At 39.0% G+C, this 18,954-nt stretch carries 15 protein-coding genes and 1 pseudogene; 14 read left to right on the top strand and 2 right to left on the bottom strand.

Translation table 11 applies throughout. The features are described 5' to 3' along the window. Nucleotides 1-33: 33 nt before the first annotated feature. Complete coding sequence (locus I6N95_RS11820; protein WP_245249451.1) at nucleotides 34-600, bottom strand: LOG family protein; 567 nt, start codon at nucleotides 598-600, stop codon at nucleotides 34-36. A 143-nt stretch (nucleotides 601-743) separates the two neighbouring features. Here I6N95_RS11820 and I6N95_RS11815 point away from each other — a divergent pair, with 143 nt between their 5' ends. The 4 genes from I6N95_RS11815 to I6N95_RS11800 all read left to right on the top strand — a co-directional run bounded on the left by I6N95_RS11815 (nucleotide 744) and on the right by I6N95_RS11800 (nucleotide 2,475). After that, nucleotides 744-1,064, top strand: coding sequence for a MazG nucleotide pyrophosphohydrolase domain-containing protein (locus I6N95_RS11815; protein ID WP_245249473.1), 321 nt, complete (start codon nucleotides 744-746; stop codon nucleotides 1,062-1,064). 101 nt (nucleotides 1,065-1,165) lie between these two features. Next, nucleotides 1,166-1,594 carry a CoA-binding protein gene (locus I6N95_RS11810; RefSeq protein ID WP_209528018.1) on the top strand — a complete coding sequence of 143 codons (429 nt, stop codon included), beginning with the start codon at nucleotides 1,166-1,168 and terminating at the stop codon, nucleotides 1,592-1,594. Between the two features lie 15 nt (nucleotides 1,595-1,609). Further along, nucleotides 1,610-2,041: a hypothetical protein gene (locus tag I6N95_RS11805; protein WP_209528015.1), complete on the top strand. Its 432-nt coding sequence runs from the start codon at nucleotides 1,610-1,612 to the stop codon at nucleotides 2,039-2,041. A gap of 251 nt (nucleotides 2,042-2,292) precedes the next feature. Then, on the top strand, nucleotides 2,293-2,475 hold the full coding sequence (locus tag I6N95_RS11800) for a hypothetical protein (RefSeq protein WP_209528012.1): 183 nt from the start codon (nucleotides 2,293-2,295) through the stop codon (nucleotides 2,473-2,475). 67 nt (nucleotides 2,476-2,542) lie between these two features. On the opposite strand, the gene I6N95_RS11795 is transcribed toward I6N95_RS11800, so the two are convergent. After that, nucleotides 2,543-3,424, bottom strand: coding sequence for a Rossmann-fold NAD(P)-binding domain-containing protein (locus tag I6N95_RS11795; protein WP_209528009.1), 882 nt, complete (start codon nucleotides 3,422-3,424; stop codon nucleotides 2,543-2,545). A gap of 372 nt (nucleotides 3,425-3,796) precedes the next feature. On the opposite strand from I6N95_RS11795, the gene parE reads away from it, so the two are divergent. The 10 genes and pseudogenes from parE to I6N95_RS11740 all read left to right on the top strand — a co-directional run bounded on the left by parE (nucleotide 3,797) and on the right by I6N95_RS11740 (nucleotide 18,877). Then, the gene (parE, locus tag I6N95_RS11790; protein ID WP_209528006.1) at nucleotides 3,797-5,872 is read left to right on the top strand and encodes a DNA topoisomerase IV subunit B; all 2,076 of its coding nucleotides are present in this window, start codon (nucleotides 3,797-3,799) and stop codon (nucleotides 5,870-5,872) included. A 14-nt stretch (nucleotides 5,873-5,886) separates the two neighbouring features. Further along, the gene (gene parC / locus I6N95_RS11785) at nucleotides 5,887-8,355 is read left to right on the top strand and encodes a DNA topoisomerase IV subunit A (RefSeq protein WP_209528002.1); all 2,469 of its coding nucleotides are present in this window, start codon (nucleotides 5,887-5,889) and stop codon (nucleotides 8,353-8,355) included. A 368-nt stretch (nucleotides 8,356-8,723) separates the two neighbouring features. Continuing rightward, a complete protein-coding gene (gene pflB / locus I6N95_RS11780; RefSeq protein ID WP_209527999.1) occupies nucleotides 8,724-10,970 on the top strand; it encodes a formate C-acetyltransferase in 2,247 nt (748 codons plus the stop codon). A 135-nt stretch (nucleotides 10,971-11,105) separates the two neighbouring features. Beyond that, entirely contained in the window at nucleotides 11,106-11,882 is a 777-nt protein-coding gene (pflA, locus tag I6N95_RS11775; RefSeq protein ID WP_209527997.1) for a pyruvate formate-lyase-activating protein, read from the top strand. Between the two features lie 111 nt (nucleotides 11,883-11,993). Then, on the top strand, nucleotides 11,994-13,082 hold the full coding sequence (locus I6N95_RS11770; RefSeq protein WP_209527995.1) for a hypothetical protein: 1,089 nt from the start codon (nucleotides 11,994-11,996) through the stop codon (nucleotides 13,080-13,082). Then, nucleotides 13,076-13,708 carry a GntR family transcriptional regulator gene (locus I6N95_RS27715; RefSeq protein ID WP_209528494.1) on the top strand — a complete coding sequence of 211 codons (633 nt, stop codon included), beginning with the start codon at nucleotides 13,076-13,078 and terminating at the stop codon, nucleotides 13,706-13,708. Before I6N95_RS11770 ends, I6N95_RS27715 begins: the two co-directional genes overlap by 7 nt. Nucleotides 13,709-13,948: 240 nt before the next feature. Next, nucleotides 13,949-15,142: a quaternary amine ABC transporter ATP-binding protein gene (locus I6N95_RS11760; protein ID WP_209527993.1), complete on the top strand. Its 1,194-nt coding sequence runs from the start codon at nucleotides 13,949-13,951 to the stop codon at nucleotides 15,140-15,142. 10 nt (nucleotides 15,143-15,152) lie between these two features. Beyond that, nucleotides 15,153-16,854, top strand: a pseudogene (locus tag I6N95_RS27065) (ABC transporter permease/substrate binding protein). 129 nt (nucleotides 16,855-16,983) lie between these two features. After that, nucleotides 16,984-17,937, top strand: a complete 954-nt coding sequence (locus I6N95_RS11745) for a LysR family transcriptional regulator (RefSeq protein ID WP_209527990.1) — start codon at nucleotides 16,984-16,986, stop codon at nucleotides 17,935-17,937. 13 nt (nucleotides 17,938-17,950) lie between these two features. Next, the gene (locus I6N95_RS11740; RefSeq protein ID WP_209527988.1) at nucleotides 17,951-18,877 is read left to right on the top strand and encodes a manganese-dependent inorganic pyrophosphatase; all 927 of its coding nucleotides are present in this window, start codon (nucleotides 17,951-17,953) and stop codon (nucleotides 18,875-18,877) included. The last annotated feature ends 77 nt before the right edge of the window (nucleotides 18,878-18,954 follow it).

Raw genomic sequence — 18,954 nt, 5'->3', positions numbered from 1 at the left:
AAGATTGTTAGTAACAATAAGTTGAAGTGAATTCTAATACTCTTTTGGTCCAGGGCTTTGATAGTGGCTAAAATGCTCATGTATCTCAGCTAATGAGTGACTTATCAAAATATCTTGGCGATGTTTTGGATTAGTAAAGCCCTCGTCTTCCATCACATTAAAAAAATCAATCAAATGATTATAATAGCCTGCCACATTATAAAAAGCGAAAGGCTTTTGATGAGCCCCTATTTGAGACCAAGTGATGACTTCAAAAATTTCTTCCATCGTACCACAACCTCCTGGAAGCGCGATAAAACCGTCAGCCTTATCCATCATCAACTGTTTACGAGCATGCATGTTAGGTACTGTGATAAATTCGCTAATAGCTGGTTTAGCTATTTCTCGATCGGCAAGTATTTCTGGCATAACACCGCAAACATAGCCTTTACCAGCTAATACAGTATCGGCAACAGTGCCCATTAATCCCAAACTAGCACCGCCATAGACTAAACCATACTCATGATCAACTAACCATTTTCCAAGAGCGACGGCCGCTTTAGTATAATCAGGCTTTTTTCCAGTACTTGAACCACAATAAACCGCAACATTTTTTATCATTAGGTAATAACTCCTTTTTAACACAATATGTAGTCGGTTGTTTACCTCCGACACAATATATAGTATCATATTAAAGTGGTTTTATTCAAGCCCATTGGAGTTATCTAGTTGTTATTTGAATTGAAAGGAGTGTTACGGTGAGTATGAGTGAGTTTCAAATTTGGTTAGACACTTATTATAAAGCTAGGGGGTGGAAAGAGCTTAATCCCTTTATTCGGATCGGTTTTTTAGCTGAAGAAACAGGGGAGGTAGCGAGAGCCGTCAGAGCTTTAGAAATCGGTCGCGATCGTTCAGACGAGATTACCAAGTCTGTTGAGTGTCTGAAAGAAGAATTAAAAGAAGAACTAGGTGATGTACTGGGAAATATTCTTATTTTAGCTAGTAACTACGACATATCACTTGAAGAATTATTGATTGCTCACCAAAAAAAATTAGAGAATCGTTATCCAGATGAACTTGTTTAATTACTTTGCTAAACCATCAAAATAAGTTAAAATAGATGATAACAGAATGACTTGCTTTGATAGTCAGCTGGCAATTAATTGCGCTAAGAGGAGGAAAATTGATGGGATTTATCAATCCAGATCAGGAGACAATCTTTAACTACCTAAAAGAGGCAAAACGAATCGCTGTTTTCGGTTTAAGTAACAACCCAGATCGCACTAGTTATCAAATTGCCGAGGATCTACAACGACGAGGCTATGAAATAATTCCAGTTAATCCAACTTTAGCTGGTCAAGAAATATTGAAAGAAAAAGTCTATGCTACTCTAATGGACGTACCTGGTAAAATAGACATTGTAGATGTTTTTCGTCGCAGTGAGTATTTAGCCGATGTTGCCCGTGAGTTTATTCAAACAGACGCAAAAGTATTTTGGGCCCAGTTAGAGCTAGAAAGCCAAGAGGCGGCGAGTGTTTTAGCCAATGCAGGTCGCAATGATGTGATCATGAATCGTTGTATTGCCATTGAATTGCGTTTGCTTGATGCCCGATAGAAAGTAGGAATGTTAATGTTTCGATTTAGAAAAAAAGAAGCTAAACCCTCACCAGAAAACGATTGGCATGAGCTAATGGTGACTTTTTTTAGTGACTCAGTCATTGATTTGACTAATACGTTTGAAAAAGAATATTGGTTGACCTATGGATTAGGATATTTAAGTGCTTATCTAAAATCGGTGAAAGCCAAGGATAAAATTGTGGAGCAAGTTGAATGCCAGATGTTAGAAGAGTTTGGCAATTATTCTAAAGAAGAAGCTGGGTTTTTGCGTAAACGAATTGAAAGAAGTACCAGTAATCAATCGCCTTTGTATCAAGAATTGATTTTTAAAGGGTTGGAAGTTTTTAGTGAATCGACTGACGAACAGTCCAAGGCCTTAATGGTGAAAAAAATAGAAATAAGTGAGTTGTTAGCAGCTGAAGTTGATGGCAAAGAAAGGGCTTAGGTTTTGATGCAAGTGTTATAGGAGCTGATGTTGTCGATAGGTGAATGGATTTTGAAAGGTCTTTAAAGCGCCTAATTAGAATGACTCGAGAAAAAGTGTTCTAATAATACGATGAATTAGTTAACATCACTGGTAACATGTGATAAAATGAAGAAGTGCTGTAATAATCAATTTATTCTATGTTTACAACTGATCATCAATTAATTAACGAGTTAAAAACAAACAAAGTTATCGAATGGAGGAAGTATGTAATGGACGCAATCATGCAATACGTTGGCATAGTGGCTAGTATTTTAGCATTAATTATTAGTCTAGTAGCATTTATTAAAGCTGGTGGAACTAAAGGTCGGGTTGAATACCTTGAAGATAGGTTAGAAGAGCTATCGTCAAGAGATAGCGGTTCTCGCAAGAAAAAGAAACGCAACAAAGATTAATCTAATTTTTAATTAAACTATCTGAATATTAAGAAATAAAAAACTGTCCAACGGACAGTTTTTTTGTTCATTCGTTTTTTATCGTCACAACTAGTCGATCCATTAAGTCAGGCAACCAAGATGCTAGCGGGGGAACAGGATATCCGAGATGTGCTAGATAACTAGCATCCATCGCTAAATCGTAATGAGAAAAGGGTGACAACTCTTTTCGTGGATCGAAGACAATCGTCAACTCTTTTTGTGTGGACGAGGCTAAACTCTCAATAAATTGAGCAGTTGTAAATGAGTTGGTGGAACTTATATTAATCGGACCAACTACTTTATTATCGATCACAAATTGGATGGCTAGCGGAATTTCTGCTGCTCTCACAAAAGAAAAGTGACCAGAGTCTCTTTTAAAGATAATATCTTCACCTTTTAAAGCACGTCGAATATAAAAATGAAGACGTTCAGTATAATCGTCATCATCCAGAACAACTGGAAAACGTAAAAATGTGACGGGAAAAGAAGCGTGATTGGTAAAAAAAGTCTCTACTTGTCGTTTCCCTTCACCATAATCAACTTCTTGCTGTTTCTCAACAGAATAATCGACTGGGTTAAATTGTGCTTCCGTGAAGCCGTTTGGCCCAGGTTCCCCTTGATAAACTGCCAAACTTGACGTGACTAAGTAATGATCGACTGTTACCAAATGCTCTAAGGCAATACGCGCCTCTGATTCAGTGTAACAGATATTGTCAAACACAATATCCCAATCTGTTGCTCCGATGATTTGCCAACCACTGTGATTACCATCTCGTCGATCTACAATAATCCGCTTCACTTGATTGCCGAAATGATCCTGTAAGTGGCCTCTTGTGGCAATGGTCACCTCATAACCTTGTTTGATAAAATGTTCTACAGTTTTTTTTCCGAAATAGCGAGTTCCGCCAAATACCAATATGTTTGTCATGATTCGTCTCCTTTAGTAAAACTACTAGATTAGATAGTTTAAATAAGTCTATGTTCATCATATCCTATTTCATTAAAAATCAGAAGCAGTAGCGACTACTTGACCTAAAAGTTGAATTGTCGGCGTTTTTATGGTAAAGTAGCACAGCTTTCATCTTTTAACTTTGCTGAGTTGATTTTTGATTTCTCAGGGATAGTTGAGTATAATGTTAGCTAGAAAAGGCGAACCTTAGCTAAAAAAGAGCAGCTATCATTTAAAATGCCTTTTCAATTTGCAAATTTTAGAGTATGATTAAAAATGGTGTGGGCAATGACTACGAATATGTAGGTTTGGCTACAATACCTGATTAGTTTGAAACAAGGGAGTTATATAATGCCAAAAAAAGTAATGAATGATTATAATGATGCTTCCATTCAAGTTCTTGAAGGACTTGAAGCTGTCCGTAAACGGCCAGGAATGTACATCGGTTCAACTGATTCTCGCGGACTTCATCATCTGGTTTACGAAATAGTTGATAATGCAGTCGATGAGGCACTTTCTGGATACGGGAATCAAATTGATGTGACGATATATAAAGACAATAGTATCGGTGTTCAGGACTACGGTCGGGGAATGCCTGTAGGAATGCATGCCTCTGGTGTGCCAACCGTTCAAGTTATCTTCACTGTCCTACATGCTGGCGGAAAGTTTGGCCAAGGTGGCTATAAAACCTCTGGTGGTCTTCATGGTGTCGGGGCGAGTGTCGTGAACGCTTTATCCAAGTGGGTTTATGTCTCAATTGTTAGGGATGGCATTGAATACGAACAAAAATTTATCAATGGCGGTAAAGTCGATGGTAAACTTAAAAAAATCGGCAAAACTAAAAAGAAAAACGGAACGTTTATTCGCTTCTTACCAGATGATTCGATTTTCACTACAACTAAATATTCTTATGAGACCTTGTCAGAGCGCCTGCGCGAGTCTGCTTTCCTATTAAAGGGAGTCAAGATTACCATTCGCGATGAACGTCCTGACGAACCTGTTGAAGAAATCTTCCACTACGAAGAAGGCATTAAAGAATTTGTTGAATACCTAAATGAAGACAAGGATGATCTAACCCCTGTGGTTTATTTTTCAGGTGAAAAAGAAGGCATTGAAGTGGAGTATGCCTATCAATACAATGATGGCTATTCAGAAAATATCTTGTCTTTCGTAAACAACGTTAGAACAAAAGATGGCGGAACTCATGAAGTAGGAATGAAAACTGCTATGACCAAAACCTTTAACGACTATGCCCGTAAAGCCAGTCTATTGAAAGATAAAGATAAAAACTTAGAAGGTAGTGACTTCCGTGAAGGGTTGACGGCTATCATCTCTGTTCGAATCCCTGAAAATTTATTGCAATTTGAAGGACAGACAAAAGGTAAATTAGGAACGCCAATGGCTCGCTCTGTGGTGGAAAATGTCATAAGCGAACAAATGGGTTTTTATTTGCAAGAAAACAGTGAAATGAGTCAAATGTTGATACGGAAAGCCATTAAGGCGCGGGAAGCTCGTGATGCCGCAAGGAAAGCTCGAGAAGAAAGTCGTTCTGGCAAAAAGCGCCGTAAAGGTGAATCCCTACTATCAGGTAAATTAACACCTGCTCAATCGCGTAACCCTAAACGCAATGAATTGTACTTAGTTGAGGGGGATTCTGCCGGTGGCTCTGCTAAACAAGGCCGCGATCGAAAATTTCAAGCAATCTTACCATTGCGAGGCAAAGTGCTAAATACGGAAAAGGCTAAAATTCAAGATGTTTTAAAGAATGAAGAAATTAACACGATGATTTACACGATTGGCGCTGGAATTGATCCCGATTTTTCTTTGGAGGATTGTAACTATGATAAAGTTATTATCATGACCGATGCGGATACCGATGGTGCCCATATTCAAACGTTGTTGCTAACTTTCTTTTATCGGTTTATGAAACCTCTAGTAGAAGCAGGAAAAGTTTATATTGCGTTACCCCCTCTCTATAAAATTTCTAAAGGTGTGGGACGTAAAGCTATTTCTGAATACGCCTGGACCAATGAAGAAATGGAGCTGGCGGCTCAAAAAATCGGTAAAGGCTACATGTTACAACGTTACAAAGGTCTTGGTGAAATGAATGCTGATCAATTGTGGGAAACTACAATGGATCCGGAAACTCGGACGTTAATTCGGGTAACTCTGGATGAAGAAGACGGTGAAGCCGGCAGCAACGAACGGATTGTCTCCACTTTAATGGGGGATAAAGTCGACCGACGTCGAACCTGGATTGAAAATAATGTGGCCTTTACGTTAGAAGAAGCGGACAGTATTTTAGAAAACAAAAATCATGACGATGATAATGATGCTCTCTCGTATGAAGAGTTTACTAGTCAAACAGATGATCAGGAAACAAATGACGAGTCAAATGAACTTAATTTATTTGACTTAGAGGATTAAGGGGGAAGATTGAGATGAGTGCACGTGATGATATTCAAGAACTTGCCCTGAAGGAAGTCATGGGCGATCGTTTTGGTCGCTATTCAAAATATATCATTCAAGAGCGGGCTTTGCCGGATATCCGAGATGGGTTAAAGCCAGTTCAACGCCGTATTTTATATGCCATGGATCATGATGGCAATACCTTTGATAAAGGATTTCGAAAATCAGCTAAATCTGTGGGGAATATTATGGGTAACTACCATCCCCATGGGGATAGCAGTATCTACGAAGCTATGGTCCGAATGAGCCAAGATTGGAAACTTCGTGGGATATTAATTGAGATGCATGGTAATAACGGGAGCATGGATGGTGATCCACCGGCTGCGATGCGTTATACAGAAGCACGCTTGTCAAAACTGAGTGGTGAAATTCTAGAAGACATCGAAAAAGAAACTGTGGACATGGTTTGGAATTTCGATGATACAGAAAAAGAACCAACTGTTTTACCTGCAAAATACCCAAATTTGCTGGTCAATGGTTCCACAGGGATTTCTGCTGGTTATGCTACAGACATTCCCACTCATAATTTAGGTGAAGTCATCGATGGCACGATTTATTTAATCGATCATCCGAATGCTAGTCTCGATAAGTTGATGGAATATATTCCTGGACCGGATTTTCCGACAGGTGGTATATTACAAGGGAAAAAAGAAATTAAGCAAGCTTATGAAACAGGAAAAGGGCGAGTGGTTTTGCGCTCACAAACTAAAATTGAAGGCATCAAAGGCGGTAAGGAACAAATTGTGATAAATGAAATTCCTTATGAAGTCAATAAAGCTAATTTAGTGAAGAAAATGGATGAAATTCGCCTTAACAAAAAAATCGATGGCATAGCAGAAGTTCGTGATGAAACTGACCGGACGGGGTTACAAATCGTAGTGGAACTTAAGAAGGACGTTAATGCTACTGGGATTTTGAATTATCTTTTCAAAAACACAGAACTGCAAGTCAATTATAACTTTAACATGGTAGCGATTGATCAACAGCGACCAAAACAAGTTGGTTTAAGACGTTTTCTTGAAGCCTATATCGCCCACCGTCAGGAAGTTATCACTCGACGGAGTCAGTTTGATTTGAAAAAAGCTCGTAAACGTCAGCATATCGTGGACGGTTTGATTAAGGCATTATCCATTTTAGATGACGTCATTGCGACAATTCGTGGCAGTAAAGACAAAAAAGATGCTAAGATGAATTTGGTCAAGGCCTATGAATTTACCGAAGAGCAAGCAGAAGCCATTGTCTCTTTACAGCTTTATCGTTTAACAAATACAGATATCACTGCCCTTGAAAGTGAAGCGAAGGACTTACAGGAAACGGTTGATTTCTTGATGAGCATTTTAAACAATTCTCACGAATTATTGAAGCTGATGAAGGCGGAGCTGCGAGATGTGAAAAAGAAATACGCGAATCCAAGAATGACGATTATTGAAGATGAGATCCAGGAACTTGTGGTTGACACAGAAGTCTTAGTGACACAAGAAGATGTGATTGTCACGGTGACCAAAGAAGGTTATATGAAACGCAGTAGCTTGCGATCTTTTGGTGCGTCAAGTCCTGATGAAATCGGCATGAAAGATACGGATTATTTGATTTTTGCTAAACAGTTAAACACTTTGGAGCATATATTGCTTGTGACAAATCAAGGGAATATGATTTATCGTCCTGTTCACGAGTTGCCAGATATTCGTTGGAAAGATGTTGGTGAACACATTTCTCAACATATTTCTGGCCTTGAAGTAGATGAAGTAATCGTATCCGTATTCGATTATAAAGAAATGAGCAATGAGAAATCGTTTGTTTTCATCACGCGAGATGGGATGATTAAACAAACTAAGATGTCGGAGTTTGCAGTTTGGCGAACCTATAAAGGACGGCCGACTATGTGTATGAACTTAAAGGGCGAAACCGAAGAAATCGTCAACTGTTACTTGGTAGCTGATCAAGCCGACCTAGATATCTTCCTGGTCAGTTACCGTGGATTTGGTTTGCGATATCCATTAGCCGAGGTGCCAACAGTGGGAGCACGTGCTGCCGGGGTTAAATCGATCAACTTAAAAGACGGTGATTTTGTCGTTAATGGGGTACTTGTTATTCCAGAAGGGGATACACCGATTACGATTGTTACTCAGCGTGGTTCAATCAAAAGGATGTTAGCTCAAGAAGTCACCACTTTAAGTCGAGCTAAACGCGGATTAATGGTGATTCGTGAGTTGAAAAACAACCCTCATCGTGTGGCGTATATGGGAGAATCCATTGTGGATCAAGTGATTGAAGTTACAACTCAAAATAATACTCGTTACGAATTTGAAGCGAAAGACTATCCAATTAGCGATCGCACATCAAACGGTTCCTTTATCTCTGATGAGAAAAAAGATGGTTTGGTATATTCAGTTAGAACCTTAACAAATGTGATTGTACCTGAGCAAGATACAGCGAATTAACCGATTAAAAGACTGCCTGTAATCCAAACGGGCAGTCTTTTTAATATGGGTAAGTCCAGTGATTAAAAGATGTTTTTCACAAAGGAAACCGTTTCTGTTATACAAAATAAGAGTTACCCTAAATCTGTTATAGTACAGAAAAACGTGATTTTGACACAGGTTTATAAAAAAATAAAAAATCTTTGTTCATTAATATTCAAACATGAAACCCCGAAAAAACGGCATTTTTAAGCTTATAAATATTGAAAAATGATAATTTGTTGGTTTTTTTTCAAAATATGCTTGTGATATTATTATCTTGTGTTATACTATGTTTATAAACCTGTTACATATGATGTAAATCATATAATTTTAAGGAGGCCCATTAAATGGAATCTTGGAATGGCTTTAAAGGAAAAAAATGGAAAACAAGTGTGGATGTTAGAAACTTTATTCAAGCGAACTACACAGAGTATACGGGCGACGATAGCTTTTTAGAACCAATCGCACCTAGTACTGACAAATTATGGACAAAATTACAAGAATTATTTGATGTACAACATGAAAAAAATGGTGTTTACGACATGGATAATAATATCCCTGCAACCGTAACCTCTCATAAACCTGGCTACTTAATCAAAGAAGAAGAAAAAATTGTTGGCTTACAAACAGATGTGCCATTGAAACAAGCTTTTGCACCTTTTGGTGGTATTAACATGGCAAACAACGCGCTAAAAGCAAATGGTTATGAAGTTGATGAAGAAATGACTCACATCTTTACAGACTACCGCAAAACGCATAATCAAGGTGTTTTTGATGCTTATACCCCTGAAATGAGAGCGGCTCGTAAAAACAAAATCATTACTGGTTTACCAGATGCTTATGGCCGTGGCCGTATTATTGGTGACTACCGTCGTTTAGCTTTATATGGAATTGATTTCTTGATGAAAGAAAAATCAAAAGACCATGCTAACACTGGTAATAAAGTGATGACTGATGACGTGATTCGTTTACGTGAAGAAATCGTGGAACAATACCGTGCATTAGGTCAAATTAAAGAAATGGCAGCTGGCTATGGCTTTGATATTTCTAAGCCTGCTAAAAATGCTCAAGAAGCAATCCAATGGTTATACTTTGGTTATCTAGCTGCAATTAAATCTCAAAATGGTGCGGCAATGTCTATCGGCCGTGTCTCTGCATTCTTGGATATCTACATCCAACGTGATTTGGACAATGGTGTTATCACTGAGTTTGAAGCTCAAGAAATGATTGACCACTTAATCATGAAACTACGTATGGTTAAATTTGCAAGAACACCAGAATACAATCAATTATTCTCTGGTTACCCAATTTGGGCAACATTATCAATCGCTGGTATGGGATTAGATGGTCGTTCATTAGTAACGAAGAGTGATTTCCGTATTTTACATACTTTAACGAATATGGGACCTTCTCCAGAACCAAACTTAACTGTTTTATATTCATCTCATGAACCAGAAGGCTTCAGAACCTTTGCGGCTAAGATTGCCAAAGAAAGCTCATCTATTCAATTTGAAAACGATGACTTACTACGTGCTAACTGGGGATCTGATGACTGTGCTATCGCTTGTTGTGTATCTGCAACTGTTATGGGTAAAGACATGCAATTCTTTGGCGCTCGTGCTAACTTAGCAAAAGCTGTTTTATACGCGATTAACGGTGGGGTAGATGAAATGACGAAAGCGCAAGTTGCGCCTAAGTTCCGTCCGATGACTGGTGATACTTTAGAGTTTAATGAATTTATGGATCGCTATAAAGATATTTTAGACTGGTTAGCAGAACTTTATGTTAACACTCTAAATGTTATTCATTACATGCATGATAAATATGCTTATGAAGCACCACAATTAGCCTTTATGGAAAGTGATTTAAAACGGACTTTCGCAACAGGTATCGCTGGTATTTCACATGCAACTGATAGTATCATGGCAATCAAACACGGTAACGTGCAAGTGATTCGTGATGAAAATGGTCTTGCGATTGATTACAAACCAATGAATGAATTCCCAACATATGGTAATGATCAAGAAGAAGCTGACGATATGGCTAACTGGATCTTAAACTACTTTATGACACAAATTAAACGTCAACATACTTACCGTAACTCTACACCGACAACGTCATTATTGACAATTACGTCAAACGTTGTTTACGGTAAAGCAACTGGTAACTTACCAGATGGACGTCGTGCAGGTAAACCATTGGCTCCAGGGGCTAACCCAAGTTATCAAGATGGCCAATACTTAGGTGAGAAAAACGGCTTGTTAGCATCGCTTAACTCAACAGCTCGTTTGGATTACACTCATGCTTTAGATGGTATTTCCAATACCCAAACGATTAATCCTAATGGTTTAGGTAAAGATGATAGCACACGCATCAACAACTTGCGTAACGTTATGGATGGTTACTTCAATAATGGCGGTTACCACTTAAACGTCAACGTCTTTACAAATGAATTGTTATTGGATGCTCAAGCACATCCAGAAAAATACCCTAACTTGACTATTCGAGTATCTGGTTACGCTGTTAAATTCCGTGATTTAACGCCGGAACAACAAGCGGATGTTATCTCTAGAACATCACATGACCACATGTAAGAATTACTTACTGGTCGATTCGAACAAGATAGTGGCAACTATTCGTAAAATGCTTTAAACTTAACATAAACTTGAAGGGGTGACTAGGTGACTAAGCCAAGTCATCCCTTTTGAAATAGGGGAAGAGGAAGAGAGATGGCAGAAACAGCAGTAGGAAGAATTCACTCAACAGAAAGTTTTGGTACCGTTGACGGACCAGGTGTGCGTTTTATCGTTTTTACTCAAGGATGTCGCATGCGTTGTCAGTTTTGTCATAACCCAGATACCTGGAAAATTGGTGTCGGTGGACGTGAAGTCACCGCTGATGAAGTACTGGCAGAAGCCATCAGATATCGTAGTTACTGGGGTGAAAAGGGTGGTATAACAGTCAGTGGTGGTGAGCCGTTGCTACAGCTTGGTTTCTTAACCGATCTCTTTAAAAAAGCCAAAGCAGAGGGGATCCATACAACGATTGATACCTGTGGCAAGCCTTTTACTAGAGAAGAACCCTTTTTCAGTGAGTTCCAAGAACTTATGAAATATACTGACTTATTGTTGTTTGATATTAAACACATTGATCCAGAGGGTCATAAATTGTTAACGAAAAACACCAATGAGAATATTCTTGAAATGGCTAAATACTTATCTGAAATTGGCAAACCTGTTTGGATTCGCCATGTACTGGTGCCAGAACGGACTGATTATGATGAGTACTTGATTCGTTTGAATGCCTTTATTGAAACGTTGACAAATGTTGATAAGGTCGAAATTTTACCTTATCACAAGATGGGGATTTATAAGTGGGATGAGTTAGGTTTGGATTACCCATTATTGGGGATTGATCCACCGACCCAAGAACGGGTTAAGAACGCTCAGGATATTTTACATATCAACGACTATCAGGGGTATGCTACACAAACTTATGGTAAATGATCAGGTAGCACTAAGCAATTTGCTTAGTGCTTTTTTACTCATGCTACGCTATAATGAGTCAATATAAACTTATAGGATTATCCTTAAAAATCAATGGAAAGGAGGCTTTTGATGATCAATCAAAAATTTAATAAAGTGATATCGATTATTGCTATGTTGTTCGTTGGCGCTGCAGTCGGTTATTGTATTGGTCTATATTTATCGACACAGTCATTATCCGTTTATGACGACATAGCACTTTTGATTTTGCTGCCATTATATTATTTGTTGCATATCGTGATTCACGAGGCGGGTCATGGTATCTTTGGTTACTTAACTGGTTACAAAATGGTCAGTTATCGAGTACTGTCCTACTTGTGGGTTTGGCAGGAAGAAGGCATCAGGTATCGGCGGCAAAAGGTACCAGGAACGTTGGGACAGTGTTTGATGCGTCCGCCAGCCTATCAAGCCAATTATCCCTTTAAATTATATTTGTTAGGTGGCGTCTTGGCTAATAGTATGGCAAGTGTGTTAATACTTGTGTTGTTTGATTCTCCCTATGGTGTGCTGTTTTCAGTGGTTGGCTTATTTGTAGTGTTGACTAATTTGATTCCGTTGGGATTTAATGATGGCATGAGTTTGAAGATGGCGTGGAATAATCCGACCATGCAATACCTATTGTTTTTGCAAGTAGAAATTAATTATCAATTGTCAATTGGTACCACCTATGAGAGGTTACCACAAACTTATGTTGCACCTTTAGCAGGAGACCTAGGAAATTATTTTGTGACGTTTCACGCTTTTCTGAGATATTATTATTTTATGGAGCGTTTGGATTTAGTCCAAGGACGGACTATTTTGGAAGAACTATGGGATAATCGCCAGTCATTGATTCTTATTTATCAGATAGAATTGAAAAAGGAATTACTATTTTGTTTGGCTATGCTAGACGCCAAAGATCAGCGAATGGATGAGCTGATGACGGATAAAGGAGTTAATCAAAGCTTAAAACAGCCATTGATGGGAAATAAACGGATTTTAGCTAGCTATTATTACTTTGTGCAAGAAGACTGGCAAAAGGGCTCAACACTCACTCAGGAAGGATTGGAGCTCTTTGACAAAGTCCCTCTAAAAGGGGAGGCCAAAGTTGAACTAAACGTTATTGAGTGGCTAGATGAGCAAGCTGTCATCCATTTTAATAGGAGGGGAACGCTATCTTAAATCAACCAAAAGCACGCCGCTCCCGCTATCAAAAAGTGGCGGTTGATGTGGCAAAACGCATCTCTCAAAATGAATTTCAAGTAGGGGATAAACTCCACGCCCGCTCAAAACTAGCAAACTATTATAATGTCTCGCCAGAAACGGCTCGAAAAGCCGTGACGGTGTTAGTGGATTTAGATATTGTAAAAGTTAAGCATGGTAGCGGCTTTACAGTGGCTTCCACAACATTAGCCAGAGAGTTTGTGGAACAATATCACGATGTTCAGACGATTGGTGATTTGAAAGTCATGCTGGAAGACAGCATGATGCGGCAGCAGGAAGAACTTAGCTTTTTTGCTGGTGCGTTAAACCAACTGCTGGTTCAAACTGACAACTTCTATACGACTAATCCTTTAAACCCTTTTCACGTAAAAGTAACGGAGGATTGTCGTTATTTAAATGAAACAGTGGCCGATATTAATCTATGGCAACAGACGACTGCGACACTGATTGCGATTAATCGAGAGAATGAACTATTTGTCTCTCCGGGACCTTATGCACAGTTGCTAGTGGGGGACCTCCTCTATTTTGTAGGAAATGATTTATCGAATCAGCAGGTTGAAAAACTATTTTACCCAGAAGAATAGTTAGTGAAAAAGATGAAAAGAGACCACATAAATCATTATAACATGATTTATGTGGTCTCTTTTTTTAATTGGCGATAAACCCTTTTGTAACTGATATGAAAACGGCTAACATCAATACTTTAACTTGAAAATACACGGAATAAATAACAGGTTTTTTTGACAAAGTGACCATCTCGTTATATGGTTGATAAGTCACTTTTACATGGAACGTAAGAGAATAAGTTATTTGGAGGAGCAAATTTGCCTAAAGTAAAAATAGAAAATTTAACAAAAATTTTCGGTAAAAAAGTTAAACAGGCATTGTCAATGACAAAGCAGAGTAAAAGTAAAACGGAGATCTTAAAATCAACCGGTGCCACAGTTGGTGTTTATAACGTTAACTTTGAAGTGGAGGAAGGGGAAATATTTGTGATTATGGGCTTATCCGGTAGTGGTAAGTCAACATTAATTCGCCTATTAACCCGCTTAATTGAGCCGACTGATGGCAATATTTTTATTGATAATCAAAATATTTCAACACTGGATAAAGAAGGATTGCGAGAAGCGCGACGGACTAAAATGAGCATGGTTTTTCAGAACTTTGGGTTGTTTCCTCATAAAACCATTCTTGAAAATACTGAATTTGGATTGGAAATCCGCGGTATACCTAAAGTAGAACGGGAGCAAAAAGCTCTTCAAGCGTTAGAAAACTCTGGTCTATTACCTTATAAAGATCAATTTCCTAATCAACTCTCCGGTGGGATGCAGCAACGAGTAGGACTTGCTCGGGCGTTGGATAACGATCCGGAAATTTTGTTGATGGATGAAGCCTTTTCGGCGTTGGATCCACTGATTCGTCATGAAATGCAAGACGAGCTATTAGATTTACAGGCAACTGTCAAAAAAACCATCATCTTTATTACCCATGATTTAAACGAAGCGTTGCGTCTGGGTGACCGGATTGCCTTGATGAAAGACGGCGAAATTATGCAAGTGGGGACTGGGGAAGAAATATTAAAAAATCCAGCAAACGATTATGTAGAAAGCTTTATTGAAGACATTGATCGTTCGAAAGTCTTAACAGCAGAGAGCATCATGATTCCAGGAATTACCACCAATATTGATGTTGATGGGCCTAACGTGGCTTTGAGTCGTATTAGAAAATCAGAAGTTAGTTTATTAATTGCGGTTGACCGTAAACGGCAGTTAAAAGGATATGTTACCGTTGATGATGCGTTAAAAGCTCAGAAAGAAGAGTTGTCATTAGCTGAAGTCATGCGGACGGATATTATCGCGATTGACCGGGATACGTTACTAAATGAGATTTTTGACTTGATTCACGACTCACCTGCACCAGTCGCTGTTACTGATAATGGTCGGTTATTAGGCATTATTATTCGAGGCGCAATTGTAGCGGCTCTGACTAAAACAAATGGGGTGACAGGAAATGACTAATACAAGCATGATGACAAAACTCCCTGTCGCTAAATGGGTGACCATTTTTGTGGACTGGTTAACAGAAAGTTTCGCAGGATTCTTTAGAGTGATTCAGGTGGTGGGACAGTTTATTATGGACTCCTTTACAGCACTGTTGGTAATGATACCGCCCTTTATTTTTATTATTCTGATTGTCGTTGCTGCATACTTCGCTTCTGGCAGGAAGTGGGGACTAGCGGCTTTTAGTGGGATTGGCTTATTGTTTATTTATAACCAACAACTTTGGCATGATTTAATGAATACTATTACGCTGGTTATTGTTTCAAGTTTGGTGTCAGTGGTTATTGGGGTACCTTTGGGCATTCTCATGGCTAAAAAAGATAAGGTTCAAACCATTGTAACCCCCTTTCTGGACTTTATGCAAACCATGCCCGGGTTTGTTTATTTGATTCCGGCTGTTGCCTTTTTCGGTATTGGTGTGGTTCCTGGGGTTTTTGCATCGGTTATTTTCGCGTTGCCACCAACTGTTCGCTTTGCAAATTTAGGCATTCGTCAAGTACCGACTGAATTAGTGGAAGCCTCTGATTCCTTTGGCAGTACGGGCTGGCAAAAGCTGTTTAAAGTAGAGCTCCCACTGGCAAAAAATACAATTATGGCAGGGGTTAACCAAACGGTCATGTTGGCCTTGTCGATGGTCGTTATCGCTTCAATGATTGGAGCTCCCGGACTAGGTCGCGGTGTTCTTTCAGCTTTACAGCGGGCGCAAGTTGGGAATGGCTTTGTCAGCGGTGTGGCCATCGTTGTTCTGGCTATTATTATTGATCGCTTTACGCAATATTTGAATAAGGATAAATATGAAGGTTAGAAGGAGTTTTTTTGTGAAACGAACTAAATGGATGATTGGGTTGTTTTGTCTGCTGACTGTGGCTATTAGTGGCTGTAGCCAAGCGGAACAAGGCGATAGTAAAGGCGATGTGTCTCTGGTTTATGTGGAATGGGACACTGAATTAGCTTCAACTAACGTGATTGCTCAAGTGATTGAAGAGATGGGCTACAATGTGAGTTTAACTCCTCTGGATAATGCGATTATGTGGGAGTCAATCGCTAAGGGCGAAGCGGATGGAATGGTAGCGGCCTGGTTACCCAATACCAGTGGGGCTCATTATGAGAAGTTTAAAGATAAAGTAGATAACTTAGGGGTTAACTTGCCAACTGCTCGTGTAGGCTTAGTGGTGCCAACTTATATGGAGGTGGATTCGATTGCCGATTTGGATGAGCAAGCCAAAAAAACCATTGTCGGTATTGAACCGGGTGCTGGGGTTGTTATGGCGACTGAAAAAGCATTGGAAGATTACGCTAATTTAAAGGACTGGACAATTGATACTTCTTCTTCTGGCGTTATGACAGTGGCTCTTGATCAAGCGATACGCAATCAAGAAGAGATTATCGTAACAGGCTGGTCGCCACACTGGAAATTCGCTAAACATAAGCTTAAATATCTAGATGATCCTAAAAACAGTTTTGGTGGCGAAGAGTCGATCAACACGATTGTTCGTCAGGGATTAAAAGATGATTTACCAGAAGTTTATCAGGTGTTAGCCAATTTTCAGTGGGAAGAACAGGATATGGAAGAGGTTATGTTGCAAATTAATAAAGGGGAAGATCCAGAAGTTGCTGCTAAAAACTGGATTGCTAAAAATCCCACCAAAGTGGCAAAGTGGAAAGAATAAAGGGCAATCATTTTTCTCAATGAGAAAAATGATTGTTTTTTGCCTCAAAACGAATGTCTAATTAGTCGTAATTATGATACAATATACAAGTGTTTAAGGATAAAATGCTTGTAGAAAGAAGGTTCGTCGATGAAAGAGCATCCGAGTAAACTTATTTCCTCCCGCGCGTTTGCCTATTTCTTACAGCTCGCTGAAACGCTAAATTACACTAAAACGGCTCAGCTTTTAGGGATTACTCAACCAGCCTTGACCCAACAGATAAAGAAATTGGAAGGCAAGCTGGAAGCTAATCTTTTTTATACAGTCGGCAAACAACTTCATCTAACAAAAGCGGGTTTAATTATGAAAGAAACCGTTGAGTCAATCTATGATGTTTTATTAGAGGCGACCGAACGAATCCATGATGAAAATTCCAGTACTCGAGGAAAAATAACGATTGGTATTTCAGCTTCCGTTGAGGATAAGGTCTTCACTAAATTCATCACGGAGTATTTCAAAGAATATTCTGGCATAGCGGTGACCTTATTTATGGTAGGGCGAAAAGAAGTCTGGGAGTTTCTGGAAAAGAATCGCATTGATATCGCCATTCTTTATCTACCAACAGGTGTCTTATTAAAGCATAAAGATTTTGCTTCGCGAAATATCATTCATGATGAGTTGCTTTTTTTGCATCATCATGAAGAATTAAGTGAGAAGACGAGTATTACGTTTAATGAAGCACTGGCGTTTCCTTGGGTTTCTTACCCAAAGAGCTATTTTGTTTCTCAAGTGATTCAAGCTGCTTTTGAAAAGCGTGGGTTAACATTGCCTGAGAGTGTGGCTCATTTTACGAAACCCGATCAAATGTTTCGCTTTAGTAATGAAACAGGGATTAACACAGCGTTACCACGTTCATTTTTCCAGGCACATCAAGGTGAAGGGATTTTGAGAGCCATTCCATTTGAGCCGCCAATTCAGTTGGAGCTTGCTTTTGTTTATCGCAAAGAAAAGATTGATGTTCCAAGAATTAAGCATTTTTTTGATAAGTTCGATCAATATGTAAACAATGAGAATTATATTTCTCGTTTAAAAAATAAAGAATAAAGGAGTCATATTTATGTCTAAAGTTTTAGTTTTCGGGCACTCAAATCCCGACACTGATGCTATTACATCAGCTATTTCGTTTGCCCATTTACAACAACAATTGGGGGTTGATGCGGAAGCTGTCGCACTCGGCACACCAAGTGAAGAAACTGATTATGCCTTAACTCATTTTAAAACAGCTGCACCTCGTGTGATTGAAACAGCAGCTAATGAAGTCTCACAGGTTATGCTGGTGGACCACAATGAAGCACAGCAAAGTGTTAGTGACATAGATGAGTTGGAAGTGTTAGCCGTTGTCGATCATCACCGCATTGCTAATTTTGAAACAGCTAACCCGCTTTATTATCGTGCAGAACCAGTTGGTTGTACGAACACCATTATATTAAAATTATTTAAAGAACATGGCATTGAAATTCCGCAAAATATTGCTGGTTTGATGCTGTCAGCGATTATCTCTGATTCTTTATTGTTTAAATCGCCGACCTGTACACCAGAAGATGTGTCAGCCGCTAAAGAATTAGCAGCGATTGCCCAAGTCGATTTGGAGGCTTACGGCTTGGAGATGCTTAAGGCAGGGACTAATCTAAGCACGAAAACAGAAGATGAGCTTCTTAATACCGATGCCAAAAATTTCCCGATGGGTGATAAACAAGTTAGAATTGGTCAAGTTAATACCGTTGATGTGAATGAAGTACTTGCTCGTCAATCAGCATTGGAAGCTGCTATGGCCGCTCAAAACGCTGAAGGTGGCTATGATTTATTTATCTTAGTTGTAACTAATATTTTAGATAGTGATTCTGCCATCGTTGTGGTAGGGGATCATCAGGCGACTGTTGAAGCTGCTTTTGAGACAACGTTAGTCAATGGTGTGGCTCATTTACCAGGTGTTGTGTCTCGTAAAAAACAGGTAGTACCTCAATTAACAGAAGCTTTTAAATAGCGAATCGAATAAACTGGCAACTTGAATTTTGAGTTGCCCTTTTATTTTTTGAGATGAGTCACACATAATAATATTAT

It is taken from the genome of Vagococcus allomyrinae (assembly GCF_017829975.1).
Classification (GTDB): Bacteria; Bacillota; Bacilli; order Lactobacillales; family Vagococcaceae; genus Vagococcus_D; species Vagococcus_D allomyrinae.
Note: the sequence above shows the minus strand (reverse complement) of the source record. Positions and strands in the feature narration are given on the sequence as shown.

What these genes read in the sequence shown, in the direction of transcription:
- I6N95_RS11820 (WP_245249451.1), bottom strand. Translation starts at nt 600, where the DNA reads ATGATAAAAAATGTTGCGGTTTATTGTGGTTCAAGTACTGGAAAAAAG.
- I6N95_RS11815 (WP_245249473.1), top strand. Translation starts at nt 744, where the DNA reads ATGAGTGAGTTTCAAATTTGGTTAGACACTTATTATAAAGCTAGGGGG.
- I6N95_RS11810 (WP_209528018.1), top strand. Translation starts at nt 1,166, where the DNA reads ATGGGATTTATCAATCCAGATCAGGAGACAATCTTTAACTACCTAAAA.
- I6N95_RS11805 (WP_209528015.1), top strand. Translation starts at nt 1,610, where the DNA reads ATGTTTCGATTTAGAAAAAAAGAAGCTAAACCCTCACCAGAAAACGAT.
- I6N95_RS11800 (WP_209528012.1), top strand. Translation starts at nt 2,293, where the DNA reads ATGGACGCAATCATGCAATACGTTGGCATAGTGGCTAGTATTTTAGCA.
- I6N95_RS11795 (WP_209528009.1), bottom strand. Translation starts at nt 3,424, where the DNA reads ATGACAAACATATTGGTATTTGGCGGAACTCGCTATTTCGGAAAAAAA.
- parE (WP_209528006.1), top strand. Translation starts at nt 3,797, where the DNA reads ATGCCAAAAAAAGTAATGAATGATTATAATGATGCTTCCATTCAAGTT.
- parC (WP_209528002.1), top strand. Translation starts at nt 5,887, where the DNA reads ATGAGTGCACGTGATGATATTCAAGAACTTGCCCTGAAGGAAGTCATG.
- pflB (WP_209527999.1), top strand. Translation starts at nt 8,724, where the DNA reads ATGGAATCTTGGAATGGCTTTAAAGGAAAAAAATGGAAAACAAGTGTG.
- pflA (WP_209527997.1), top strand. Translation starts at nt 11,106, where the DNA reads ATGGCAGAAACAGCAGTAGGAAGAATTCACTCAACAGAAAGTTTTGGT.
- I6N95_RS11770 (WP_209527995.1), top strand. Translation starts at nt 11,994, where the DNA reads ATGATCAATCAAAAATTTAATAAAGTGATATCGATTATTGCTATGTTG.
- I6N95_RS11745 (WP_209527990.1), top strand. Translation starts at nt 16,984, where the DNA reads ATGAAAGAGCATCCGAGTAAACTTATTTCCTCCCGCGCGTTTGCCTAT.
- I6N95_RS11740 (WP_209527988.1), top strand. Translation starts at nt 17,951, where the DNA reads ATGTCTAAAGTTTTAGTTTTCGGGCACTCAAATCCCGACACTGATGCT.